Genomic DNA, 12,237 nt, shown 5'->3' on the forward strand with positions numbered 1-12,237 from the left:
CGATCATTGCGGAACTTGGTTTCCGAACGAGGAGAACCCCACTGGCGAGATCGACGTCGGAACGATCGAGCCTGACTGCTTCGCCCGATCGCAGACCCGAGCTCGCCAACAATCCGATTAGCGCCTTCCCCAGATCCAGGGCGATTCCGCCTCCACATATCCTCATCGAGGCAGAGTTGGCGTCGCCCATCGATGGGCGCGCATTGGGATATCGCGATTCGAATCGGGGAGATATGTCGCCATGGGCGGATGAAATTGGACCTTCGCCGGCTCCGATGAGGGCGGCCGGTGCGCGGCCGCGATCTACACCCTCATCGCCACTGCCCTATGCCGATTGCGACCTAGGCAGGATTATGCCGCCCACCGAACTATGCCGAACGGATTTGGTATGGCACGCCGTTGTCACTCTGGCACGCGTCGATCGCGTGCAGGGCGGCCCCATTCCATTCGGCATAGTCTGGTCGTTCAGGCGAGTAGGAGGTCGTTCGGTTGGAAGCGGATTCGCTTGCCGCGCTCGTACGGCTTGAGCTTCGCCAGGGCAGCTTCCTTGAGGACGAGGTGGGCGTGCAGGTACGTCTGCGTCGTCTCGCGATTCATGACCGAGCCACAGCGCGATCACGGAGCAGTCGACGCCGGCTTGCGCAGCAGTTCCATCGCAGCGCTGTGCCTCAGCACGTGCGGCGACACGCTCTTGGCCTTCAAAGACGGGCAACTCTTGTGAGCGACACGAACATGCTTTCCCAGCAGGGACTGGACGCTATCCGCACTGAGTCGGCCCCCGTGCACGTTCGGGAACAACGCTGTTGCTCCTTTCCGCAACGGTCCTTGAGCCATGCCTGGAGCGCACACCGAGCGAGTGTGGTCAGCGGAGTGGTCCGCTCCTTCCGCCCTTTACCGACGCATCGTACGTGTGCACTCTGAGAGGCGCAAGCCTGTCTGGGCCGCGACCAGCAGCAAGGTGTGATCGCGGCGACCAAGCCACGTCGTTCGATCGGGCGCGGCGAGAACTGCCTCGATCTCGGGGCGCGTCAGGAAGTGCACCTGTCGCTTGTCATGGCGCTTGCTCGGTATGGCGAGCACGCGCTGGATCAGCGCACTGTGTGCCGGTTCCTCGAAGGACACGAACCTGAAGAAGGATCTGATGGCCGTCAGACGCAGGTTACGCGTCTTCGCGCTGGCACCGCGCTTTACCTCGAGATCGGTGAGGAACGCGCCGATAAACGTTGCATCCAGATCGGCGAGCGTCAGGGCCGATGGGAACTTCCGCAGCCGCACCTGCGCGAACATGAACAGCAGCCGGAACGTGTCTCTGTAGGAGGCGATCGTGTTGCCGCTAACATTGCGCTGACGCATGAGGCGCTCGGTGAAGAAGCGCTCGATCAACGTGGCGACGTTGCAGGCGGGCTTCATTGCGTCACCTCCCATCGCCGATCGAGACGCCGCGCCGCTTCTTCCATCAACTCGGGGCAGGCCGAGAGATACCAGTAGGTATCGCGCACGCAGGCGTGGCCGAGGTAAGTGGAGAGCACTGGGAGTTGTTGCTCGATGTCCTTGCCTTCGCGATACCAATCGAGCAGCGTCCGGATGGCGAAGCGATGACGGAAGTCGTGCACGCGTGGCCCGGTACGATCACCTGGGCGCCGCAGCCCGATCTCTCGGGACAATCGCCAGAAGACGCGATGAACGTACTGGTGCAGCAAGCGGCCTCCCTGTTCGGCAACGAAGAAGGTCGAGCCGCAGCGTGATCCGAGCATCGTGTCGCGCCGGTGGGCGTACTCGCGCAACGCGGTTCTCGTCGTCGGATGCAATGGCACGAGCCGCGACTTGCCGAACTTGGTCAGCCGGACCGTCATCACGCCGGCGTCGAGGTCGACCGCATCACGCTCCAGGCCCATCGCCTCGGATATACGCATGCCTGTCACCGCGATCAGCCCGAACAAGGTAGGTCCATCGGCGCAGCCCGTCTGCTGGCGGCAAAGCCAGCGCTGCCGTCAGCAACGCATCGATCTCCGCGTCCCTGTAGACATAGGGCTTGGCGCGCTTCCATCCGGGCAGCATGCCGACGGGCGACACATCCGTTCTCGGATCGAAGTTGGCGAAATGGCGCGCGAACCCTCGCACGTCGCTCAATCGCAGCGCCCAGGATGCATGACGATTGGGCGGCAGCGTTGCCCATTCCATTGCCAGCTTTGTCGTGATGATCCTGGCTTTGCGCTTCTCCATGAAGGCGACGAAGTCGGCGAGCCGACGGGTCTGGTGCTCGTACTTGTATCCCAACCCCTTGCGAATGCTCAGGTACCTATCGAGTGCGGAGCGCAGATCGGTCATTGCAAGCCTCCCGGCCAGGGCAGGCTCAATGCTCTCAGCGCATCGATGTCGACCTTTGCGTAAATCCGGGTGGTGGCTCGTGCCGCAGCAACTGTCCGATCTCCGACAAGGTCGCGCCAGATCGGAGAAGCTCGGTAGCGAGACTGTGTCGGAAGATATGGGCGCCGCGATGTGCGCAACCGTCGGTTCCAACGCGATCGAGGGCGGCCTTGGCGATCATGGTGATCGCGCATCCGGAAGCAAAGCCGACGTGTGGCGCGAGTGTGCGGACGAACAGCCGTCGGCACGACGACTTTGGGCGGCCATTGCGCAGATATGCAACGATAGCCGCGCCAATGTCTGGCGGTATCGGCATTCGTGCACGCTGTCGGCCCTTGGCGCGAACGAGTATCTCGCTGGCGCGCCAGTCGATATCGTCGAGGGTGAGCGTCGCAACCTCGTCGGCCCGCAGGCCGAGCTTGGCCAGCAACAACAGAATGGCGTAGTCGCGCCGTCCCATCACCGTCTCTCGGTCGCAACCGTCGAGAGCCTTCTGCACCTGAGCGGCAGGCAGATAGGTCGGTAGAGTTGCGAGTTCCATCGGCGCATCGATGGAACGCAATCCGCCAGCGGGCGCGAGTTCAGCCCCCGATGGTGGAGGTAACGGAGAAAGGCACGCAACGACCAGCACATCGCCTTGCCTGTCCCCGGACTCCCGTCCTGGGCGTGGCGCTCAACGTAGCGGATCACGTCCTCTTGGCTGATCTTGCCCAGGGCGCCGGCGCCGCCGGAGCACACTTCGTGCAGGAACCTGCGGATGACTGGGAGATGGCGGACGATGGACCTCGGGGCCAAGCCGCGCTCTGATCGCAGGTAGGCAGCGAACTCCTTGAAGATCCGTTCGTGCGGGGTGAGAGGCGGTAGCACCAACGGCGTGATCGCGCCTTCCTCGCGCAGCACCGTCAGCCATCGCTTGAGCGCAGCTCGGTCACCGGGTTGGATAGACTGCCTCCTGCCTCGATGTTGGAGGTACCGCTCAACGACCTGCTCATCGAGATCGACCAACTTGTAGCGACGGCTCGCGATCCAACCAAGGAGCCCGCCGACCACGTTGAGGCAACGCCACGTGCCGTGCCGAACGAGCCTCTCTTCGACGAGACGAGCGGCGTAGCGCTCGACGAACTGTCCGTGCGGCCCGCTTCTGAGACGCCGGTACAGCCGGCTTCTACCCAAGTACTCCTCGACTTCCATCTTCCTGTTCTCCGCTGTTGAAAGCAGAGGCACAGAACGAACTATGCCGAACCGACCAAACGCCGGCCAGCGAGAAATCTGGGGAAAACGACCCGACTCGGCATAGTTTGGCGGGCGGCATAAACCGCAAAGCCCAATGACATCGATCTACAGGCTTGCGACCTGCTGGCTGCCTGCCGGATCATCCTGCCGAGCGCATCCACGAACTCATGCCTTGGAATTAGGCGACTCAGAACATCGCTCACGCCGCATAAGCGCGGTCAGTCATCCGCTCAAGATGGTTAACCAGGGGCCACCGGCATTTCGCGCCATTGCGAGCAGCAATCGAGAACTAACGTAACCGTTACGTCAACATTTGACGGGTAGTCGCGGCAACGCACACTCAACTAGCGGCTGATGAAAAGCGCGGTTGGTGGCCTCAAATTCCCAATCGTCTCGGCACGGTCTCCTTCAATCAGGACGAGTTCAATTCGTGCGAGATGATTGGACATGAGCTTCGGCCCGGCATTCCGCAACGCCACGACTTCGAGTGCCGCGCGAACTTCGGCAATCTATTCACCGAGTTTCGCAGCGAAGGAGAAGAAAGGGCAGCGTCGCTATCCAGGACCGTTAATTCCGATTTGGTATTGATCTATCCGAAGTTGGTATTGGCCTCGTTGAAAAGGGGGTGGTCACATTTCACACTGATCGAGCCAAGTTGATAAATTCAAAGAACGGAAAAAGTATGCGCGGAAAGCTCTCGCTGCTGCTTCTCTTGCTTTATCGGGCCGGTTATTCGGTTTCGACGAACCATTGGCTTCGCAAGCTGCCTGCTTGAAGATCGAACTAGGCCTCTTACGACTGTCATCCGCGCACAAAGCCCCGAAATGGCCCAGGAAAGATAGTCATGCGGAAATCAATATCAACTCTCTCGCGTCGCTCGTTCTTGACCGGAACCACCGGCGTATTCGCCGCGCCATTGCTGCTGAGGGCCTCGCGCGCCGCCACCAACTCTGGCTCGCTAACGTTCACTAGTTGGGGCGGAAGTTTCGAAGAGGCATTGGTCAAGACCGTGACCAATCCCTTCACCGAGGAAACGGGTATCAAGGTCAATTTTGTCCCTACACCGGACCTTGCAAAGGTGAAGGCGCAGCAGCTCACAGGTAATGTAGATGTCGATCTTTTTAACGTGACAGCAGAAGTGGCTGCAACAGGATCCAAGCAGGGTTTTTGGGAAAAGCTCGACCTTTCAACCGTTGAGATGGAAGATATGGCAATCCCACCGACTAGCGAATACGTCACATGGGATATGTTCGCAGGCGGCGTAGCATGGAATCCGAGCAAATACGGTGAAGGAAAACACCCGACCAATTTCGCCGGTTATTTCGACTTGAAGAAGTTCCCTGGCCGCCGCACCTTTCGCAATCGTCCCAACGAGACGGTTGAGGCCGCGCTTCTTGCCGATGGCGTCGCACCGACAAGCATCTATCCGCTCGATGTTGATCGCGCGTTCAAGGTACTCGATCGTATCAAGCCTAGCATTGCCTCGTGGATAACTGCGACTCCTCAGACGATCTCTCTTTTGCAGACGGGCGAGGTCGATTTCAGCTATACGTATGCCAATCGCGTCAAAAGCACGAATGAGCCGGGAGGTGGAATGCCGTTGGCATTCTCATTTGAACAGAACTTGCTCAGCACCGAGAAGCTCGCGATCCCCAAAGGGGCGCCGAACAGGCAGAACGCGATGAAGTTTATTGCCTACAACATGCGCCCGGAAGTTCAGGCGCGACTATTCAACCTGACGCCCACAGTTCCGAACTCAAAAAAGGCAATGTCCATGTTAAACGCTGAGGCGAGAAAGTGGATGCCTGATATGAACGATCCCAACAATGTCGTTCTCGACGGTGCGTATTGGGCCGACAACCTGCAGGCCATATCGCGCCGCTTCAAGGAATGGGTCCTGACTTGATTGCCCGATTGCAATCAAGATGCGACTGACGAAGCTCTAGTGATGGGAGATATTGTGAGAAATCTCTGGTTCTACGGTCGCATCACTGACAGCGTCCGATGCAGGCGAGAACGTATCGGCTTGGGAGTTTGAGCACGCAGCTGCCATTCATCCTGCGATGGAGGATGGCGCAATGATAGGCCGCAACTGCCCGAAGAGTGTGCTGTAGTTGAACCGGTTGTCAGCTTTCTCAATTGGGCGGCACGATCGAGGATCAAGGAGTGGCTCCGAAACACCGTCGTCGGGGAAGATATCCTCGCCCCTTACCTATTGCAGGAGGAGTATCGCCTGCATCACGCACGCTCCTGCAAGGAGTGCACCTAACTCGTTGCGCTTTACCATTGGATTACACGGCATTTCCAAGAGTGCGATCAATTCCAATGCGGAATTAATCTCTCCGAAATTGGTATTGGCGCCGCCGAAGGCCAGTAGCGCACAAGTGCGTCAAACGGATCAGTTCTTCTAGGGTGGAATGGTGCACGAACGCGAGCATTATGTAGACGGAGCTTGGGTTGCCCCTCTGGAGCAAAAGCTCCTGGATGTGACCGATCCTTCGACTGAGGAAGTCTTCACTCGTATTGCTTTGGGTGGACCAAAGGACGTCAACCGCGCTGTCACCGCCGCTCGCGCTGCGTTTCTCTCTTTTTCTCGCACTGCTCCGCAAGAAAGGATCGAGCTTCTGCGGAGCATACTTGCGGAGTACGAGAAACGGCGCGACGACGTTGCCGAAGTTCTCTGTCGGGAAATGGGCGCCCCCCTGAAGCTTGCACGCGACCAGCAGTCGGCGCCCGCCGATCTGATTAGCATGATCGACGTGCTGCAACACTATCAGTTTGAAGAACTTAGAGGAGGTACCAAAATCGTCCGAGAGCCGATCGGGGTAGTCGGCTTGATCACTCCATGGAACTGGCCTATAGGCCAAATCATAATGAAGGTAGCGCCAGCGATCGCTGCTGGGTGCACCATGGTGCTGAAGCCCTCTGAAGTGGCACCCTTGAACGCCATCATCTGGTCGGAGGTGATGCATGCGGCTGGCGTGCCTAAAGGTGTTTATAATATGGTCCAGGGCGAGGGTGGTGCTGTTGGCGAAGCTATGTCTGCCCATCCTGGCATTGACATGATGTCGTTTACCGGCTCGACGCGCGCTGGCACCCGGGTTGCCCAAGGTGCCGCAAGAACGGTCAAGCGTGTGGCTCAAGAACTCGGGGGAAAGTCGGCCAATATTTTGTTGTCTGCTGTTGACTTCAAAAATGCCGTCACGCAGGGCGTGCTCAGAGCAATGCGCAATAGTGGCCAGGCCTGCAGCGCGCCCACGCGAATGTTCGTTCCGGCAGACAGGCACGACGAGGTGAAGGCGATCGCCAAAGCGGCCGTCGAAAAACTTGTGGTTGGTGATGTTCGCGATCCCAGCACAGATCTTGGTCCAGTGGTCAATGAGACTCAGTTCAATAAAGTGCAGCGCCTGATCCAGGTCGGAATCGACGAGGGAGCAGAGCTCGTCACTGGTGGTCGAGATCGGCCCAAGCATCTCAAGTCTGGCTATTTCGTGCGTCCGACACTGTTTGCCAATGTGCGGAATGACATGACTATTGCGCGCGAGGAGATATTTGGACCGGTTCTGTCGATCCTGCCTTACAGGAATGAAGAAGAGGTGGTCGAACTCGCGAACGATACGATCTACGGCTTGGCGGCCTATATTCAGTCGAGCGATCTTGCGAATGCGCGGCGAGTTGCAGGCCGCATTCGCGTCGGCACCGTCCATATCAACTACCCAGCATCCGATAGGTCCGCGCCGGTGGGCGGGTACAAACAATCGGGCAACGGGCGCGAAAACGGCAGGTGGGGGCTGGAGGAATACCTCGAGGTAAAGGCGATACTTGGCTACGGGACGAAATAACAATGTCAAAACGTTATTCTTATATTATCGTGGGGGCAGGCTCTGCCGGATGTGCCCTGGCATCGCGGCTCTCCGAAGAGACCTCGAACCGAGTCCTACTTTTGGAGGCCGGTGGCGAAGACTGGAGCCCGTTGATACGGATCCCGATCGGGACGGGTAAAATGCTGCGCCGCGGCGGCGTGCATGGTTGGTCGCTCTTCACGGAACCCAGCGCTGCGCTGGCAGGGCGACGTGAGTTCTGGCCGCGTGGGCGCGTAATTGGTGGATCTTCATCGCTCAACGGCATGCAATACCTGCGTGGCAATCCCGCGGACTATGATCGTTGGCGTGACATGGGAAATCCAGGATGGGGCTACAAGGACGTCTTGCCGTACTTCCTTAAATCTGAGGGGCATGAATCAAGAGGTTTGCCCTACCACAACCAGGGAGGTCCACTACACGTCCAGAAGGCATCTTCTCCCAATCCGCTATACCCGGCATTCATTCGAGCTGCGGTCGAGGCGGGTTTTTCAGCATGCGATGACTTCAATGGCGAAACGCAAGACGGATTTGGGCGCTACGAGTTCACAATTCGTAGCGGGCGTCGATGGTCAGTCGCCCGAGCCTTCCTGGATCAGGCCCGTCGACGTCCGAATCTGCGCGTGGTAACTCGAGCACATGCTAAGCGGGTCGTCTTCCAAGGGCGACGTGCGATCGGCATCGAGTACAGCCGGTTTGGAAAAACTGTCCAAGCATTTGCTGATGCTGAGGTGATACTCTGCGCCGGCGCGATCCATTCGCCATTCCTTCTGCTTCATTCGGGCATCGGCGACACGGACGCGTTGTCGAAGTTGGGCATACCGTCCATTACTCATCTACCGTCGGTGGGTAGTAATCTTCAAGACCATCCGACGATTACCTTGCAGTACGGCTGCACTCAGCCGCTTACTTTGCACAGCTTGGTTCGAGTCGACCGCGCTGCGTTGATGATGGCGCAGGCGGTGCTCTTGCGGTCAGGCCCTGGAACCAGCTTCCCGGTCGAAGCTGGTGGTTTCAGTCGGACACGTCCAGACCTCTCTCGCCCTAATATCCAATGGCACTTCGTCCTCGGTCTCGGACTGACAGCTCTGCGGTGGCCCGGCTTCGGGGGCGACAAGCTCAGCCGTGAAGGTTTCAGTATCGCCATAAATCATCTGGATACCGACAGTCGCGGCACAGTTTCGCTTGTCTCCTCTGACCCCTCCGTCAACCCTAAAATTGAAAGTGGCTATTTCTCTGTGCCGGATGATCTGCACACCTTGGTCGAGGCGGTTGGCGAGGTGCGCAAGGTCGCCGCGCAACCTGCACTCGTGCCGTTTATTGAAGAGGAGATTGCTCCTGGTCCGGGCATCCAGCACGCAGGTGAAATCGCAGACTGGATTCGCGCCACCGCTGGCAGCGGAAAACATCCTTGTGGCACGTGCCGCATGGGCAGCGACGATGCGGCGGTGGTTGATCCGGAACTCCGCGTTAGAGGCGTCGAGCGACTAAGAATCGTTGACGCATCGATCATGCCTACAATCGTTGCTGGCGGCCTAAATGCAACGACGATTATGATCGCTGAGAAAGCGGCCGATCTTATTCGCGCAAATGCTCGCGATGCAGCACCATCGGCTGATGTTCGCAAGGAGCTGCTTCCCGGATAGAAGCCAGCAGCCGCCGCCGGTCCGTCAGCCAAACCACATCGCTAACGGAGCGGCTCGGCGATGCGCTCGGAAAAGCCCAGGAAATCAGAACGGAACTATACTTCGTTATAGGGCGAGACGGGAACGTGGGTCGGCCAACCTCATATGGGGATGCTAGTGGACGCAGAATCTCGCGGAACTGACGGCGAAAAAATCGCGGATCTCCGGCATGAGCCCGGAAATTGCGATAAAAATTGTAAGTAACCTCTATATATTGCGATTTGCATCGGGCCCGGCCGGAACATGCAGGACGCCTGAAGACGCAATGCCCGCTTACCTCCTATGCAGATGGTAGCGCGCGGCGTTCTTGAACAGCAATTTGAATCGAGCGGCCCTACGCGAGCCAGCAACAGGAGCCAGAGTTATGCAAGGAAAGACAGAGACCGACCAAAGCGAAGCGTCTGCGATCCAGGAGCAAATAAACGCCGCTATCAGACAAGCCGAGCTGTCCGGCCAGTGGGAGTGTCCGCTCCAGGATGCAGCCACTGATCGCGCAGAGATGACAATTACAGATCGGGCGTACTGGTACTACAAATTAAAAAATCCTGTTGTGAGAGCGGAACGAAATGTGGTTGACGTTTTATTCAAGCATAACGGGTCTATTTTGGAGTTGCCTCGTGACCTCCGTATCGAATCCGAGGTCACTCTAAGCGCGGCCGGAGACCTAATCCCGCTAGACGGCATGGAGGCTTCCAAGGACGTACTATTTGCAAAAGTTGCAGAATCACTATTCGATGCTGATATTTCATTTGCGAATTTGGAGGCGCCCGTAACTCAACAACAGATAAGCACGTCTTTTATCCCCGGACGCGGTCCGGATAGCCCGCCTCTGATGTGTGTTTCGCCAGATCAATTCTTCGCAATGGCGGGGCATCAGGAAAGATACTTTACTGCTCTCAATTTCGCCAACAATCATAGCTTTGATATGGGAATTGAAGGTCTCGAGACAACACAAGACCATTTTGCTAAATGTAGAATCGCGGGCGTCGGCACGCCGAGAACTCACGAGGCATATGGGCGCGCGGTTACTATAACGAAGGCAGCAACTAAGATCGGATTTGTTTCAGTAACATTTGGGCTTAATGGTCATCAGCCTTCAGGCGAGCAGAAATATCGCGTACATACAGCTAGAATATCATCCAAATTCGTGGAGCCAGAGCTCGATCTGCTAAGAAAGCAGATCGACGACTGCAAAAGTCAAGGCTGCCACTTCATTGTTGCCTCTCTTCATTGGGGTCACGAATTTGAATTCTTTCCGCGACAGAAGCAGATCGACACCGCTCATACGTTAATAGAAGACGGAGTAGATTTAATTTTAGGCCACCATCCGCATGTAGTCCAGCCGATTGAGTACTACCGGCCGAAAAGAGATCCAGATCGCGTTGGGGTAATCGCTTATTCGTTGGGCGGTTTGACGAGTTGGTGGGATGCAGCTCCCCATATAGCCTTGGGCCTCATTCTCAGAATAAAGCTGGCGACGGGACGTTCAAGGGGCGCACGTTGCACTTATGTTTCCGCCGTAGAGCCAATTCCGGTTTTCCAGAACTGCTTCCGCCGAGGGGACACGCAACTGATACAAATCGAGAAGCTTAACGACGCATTGGCTGATTGCGCACGATCCTCAGATGAGCGTAATTCATTTATTGGACAGCTGAGAATTTATGCTGATCTCGTCTTAAATAGGTCCTGAGAACTGGATCACGCAAAATCGTTGCGGATAAGGCGATACCGTGCTGACGCGGGTCGTCCGTTTAGAAGCGCATTTGAGTGCGGCTGGGACGGTGCGTAGCCGCATCAATCGTTTAGGCTCAAGAGAAGCCTCAGCCATCGGGGATCAACCGGATCTACCGGCTTTATCGGGAGGAAGGACTCGTCGTCCGCAAGCGGCGGGCCCGCCGCAAGGCCGTGGGGACCCGAGCCCCGATCCTGGTCGAGGCCAGGCCCAACGCGCGCTGGTCGCTGGACTTTGTCCACGACCAGTTTGCCAACGGCCGGCGCTTCCGCATCCTCAACATTGTCGACGACGTCACAAAGGAATGCCTGGGCGCCATTCCGGATAGGTCAATCTCCGGACGGCGTGTCGCCCGCGAACTCACGGCAATCGTCGAGCAGCGCGGCAAGCCAGGAATGATCGTGTCCGACCATGGCACTGAGTTCACCTGCAATGCCATGCTCGCCTGGTGCAAGGACGCCGCCATCAACTGGCACTTCATCGCGCCCGGCAAGCCGATGCAGAACGGCTTCATCGAGAGTTTTATGTATAGACGGCCCCGCGGGTGCAAGAGGTTTCGACAACATTTTGGACCACGGTCGGGTGCGTTCAGGTATACGGCCTGTTAGTGCGACCGATGCATGGCCGCTGGCCCTGATGGAGATCGCGGATCGAGGCCTCATCAACGGGTCGCGCTTGTTGCGCTTAAAACTCTTCGGGCTTTCTCGATCCCCAGCTCCGCCGGTTTCCATCACGCTGTCATCTGCCCTCACACCTTAAGTTAGCCCCATCCGCAAACTTCACGCAGCAGATGTAGGCCTATAATACTCCCCCGTCGTCATCATCGCCCAGACGATCCGAGCCAACTTGTTGGCAACGGCGACTGCGACAACCATGGGTCTACGTCGCTCGAGCAGAGCGTCGATCCACCCGCCTCCGACTCGTGAGCGTGCCTTTGGGAACCGGACGACGTTACGTGCTCCGATGACCAGCAAGTGCCTAAGATAAGAATCTCCCTGCTTCGTTATGCGGCCGAGCCGATCCTTTCCACCAGTCGAGTTCTGCCTTGGCGTTAGGCCGAGCCAAGCTGCGAACTCCCGTCCGGAGCGGAACATGGTCGGATCGGAGACGGTGGCAGCAAGGGCTGTAGCCGTTATGGGACCGACGCCGGGGATGGAAGCAAGCAATCTCGCCACCGGATGCGCTCTCTGGATCTCAGCCAACTCTCGCTCGATGGCTTCGATCTGCCGGTCGACTTCCTTCATCTGGTTTACAAGCGCTGCCAGCGCATGCGCGCCGTAGTCGGCAGCGGTACCCGATCGTCGTCCAACATTTGCAGCAAACCATCCACGCTTTGTCGGCCTTGCCCAACGATAACTCC

At 57.8% G+C, this 12,237-nt stretch carries 8 protein-coding genes and 4 pseudogenes; 5 read left to right on the forward strand and 7 right to left on the reverse strand.

Features of this window, described 5'->3' with window-relative positions:
• Positions 1-465: 465 nt before the first annotated feature.
• The 6 genes and pseudogenes from SO156_RS10650 to SO156_RS10675 all read right to left on the reverse strand — a co-directional run.
• Positions 466-1,410, reverse strand: a pseudogene (locus SO156_RS10650) (tyrosine-type recombinase/integrase).
• A complete protein-coding gene (locus SO156_RS10655; RefSeq protein ID WP_498534752.1) occupies positions 1,407-1,940 on the reverse strand; it encodes a tyrosine-type recombinase/integrase in 534 nt (177 codons plus the stop codon). The pseudogene SO156_RS10650 and the gene SO156_RS10655 overlap by 4 nt, the downstream one beginning before the upstream one ends.
• Entirely contained in the window at positions 1,879-2,328 is a 450-nt protein-coding gene (locus SO156_RS10660; RefSeq protein ID WP_498534753.1) for a hypothetical protein, read from the reverse strand. The genes SO156_RS10655 and SO156_RS10660 overlap by 62 nt, the downstream gene beginning before the upstream one ends.
• A gap of 34 nt (positions 2,329-2,362) precedes the next feature.
• On the reverse strand, positions 2,363-2,827 hold the full coding sequence (locus tag SO156_RS10665; protein WP_498534754.1) for a tyrosine-type recombinase/integrase: 465 nt from the start codon (positions 2,825-2,827) through the stop codon (positions 2,363-2,365).
• On the reverse strand, positions 2,827-3,558 hold the full coding sequence (locus SO156_RS10670; RefSeq protein WP_498534755.1) for a site-specific integrase: 732 nt from the start codon (positions 3,556-3,558) through the stop codon (positions 2,827-2,829). Before SO156_RS10670 ends, SO156_RS10665 begins: the two co-directional genes overlap by 1 nt.
• 351 nt (positions 3,559-3,909) lie before the next feature.
• Positions 3,910-4,109 (reverse strand): annotated as a pseudogene (locus tag SO156_RS10675) (GntR family transcriptional regulator); the annotation flags it as partial.
• A 335-nt stretch (positions 4,110-4,444) separates the two neighbouring features.
• Between SO156_RS10675 and SO156_RS10680 the strand changes: the two are divergent.
• From SO156_RS10680 to SO156_RS10700, 5 genes and pseudogenes are all read left to right on the forward strand, one after another.
• Complete coding sequence (locus SO156_RS10680) at positions 4,445-5,506, forward strand: ABC transporter substrate-binding protein (protein ID WP_498534756.1); 1,062 nt, start codon at positions 4,445-4,447, stop codon at positions 5,504-5,506.
• Positions 5,507-6,017: 511 nt separating this feature from the next.
• Positions 6,018-7,442: an aldehyde dehydrogenase family protein gene (locus SO156_RS10685; RefSeq protein WP_498534757.1), complete on the forward strand. Its 1,425-nt coding sequence runs from the start codon at positions 6,018-6,020 to the stop codon at positions 7,440-7,442.
• A 2-nt stretch (positions 7,443-7,444) separates the two neighbouring features.
• Positions 7,445-9,106, forward strand: a complete 1,662-nt coding sequence (locus tag SO156_RS10690) for a GMC family oxidoreductase (RefSeq protein WP_498534758.1) — start codon at positions 7,445-7,447, stop codon at positions 9,104-9,106.
• Positions 9,107-9,509: 403 nt separating this feature from the next.
• On the forward strand, positions 9,510-10,835 hold the full coding sequence (locus SO156_RS10695; RefSeq protein WP_498534759.1) for a CapA family protein: 1,326 nt from the start codon (positions 9,510-9,512) through the stop codon (positions 10,833-10,835).
• Positions 10,836-10,966: 131 nt separating this feature from the next.
• A pseudogene (locus SO156_RS10700) lies at positions 10,967-11,401 on the forward strand (DDE-type integrase/transposase/recombinase); the annotation flags it as partial.
• A gap of 255 nt (positions 11,402-11,656) precedes the next feature.
• Here SO156_RS10700 and SO156_RS10705 read toward each other — a convergent pair.
• Positions 11,657-12,237 (reverse strand): annotated as a pseudogene (locus tag SO156_RS10705) (IS110 family RNA-guided transposase); the annotation flags it as partial.

The sequence above is a fragment of the Bradyrhizobium sp. UFLA05-125 genome (assembly GCF_059803515.1).

Excerpts from the sequence above, each read along its gene's own strand:
- SO156_RS10660 (WP_498534753.1), bottom strand. The coding sequence starts at position 2,328 with ATGACCGATCTGCGCTCCGCACTCGATAGGTACCTGAGCATTCGCAAG.
- SO156_RS10665 (WP_498534754.1), bottom strand. The coding sequence starts at position 2,827 with ATGGGACGGCGCGACTACGCCATTCTGTTGTTGCTGGCCAAGCTCGGC.
- SO156_RS10670 (WP_498534755.1), bottom strand. The coding sequence starts at position 3,558 with ATGGAAGTCGAGGAGTACTTGGGTAGAAGCCGGCTGTACCGGCGTCTC.
- SO156_RS10680 (WP_498534756.1), top strand. The coding sequence starts at position 4,445 with ATGCGGAAATCAATATCAACTCTCTCGCGTCGCTCGTTCTTGACCGGA.
- SO156_RS10685 (WP_498534757.1), top strand. The coding sequence starts at position 6,018 with ATGGTGCACGAACGCGAGCATTATGTAGACGGAGCTTGGGTTGCCCCT.
- SO156_RS10690 (WP_498534758.1), top strand. The coding sequence starts at position 7,445 with ATGTCAAAACGTTATTCTTATATTATCGTGGGGGCAGGCTCTGCCGGA.
- SO156_RS10695 (WP_498534759.1), top strand. The coding sequence starts at position 9,510 with ATGCAAGGAAAGACAGAGACCGACCAAAGCGAAGCGTCTGCGATCCAG.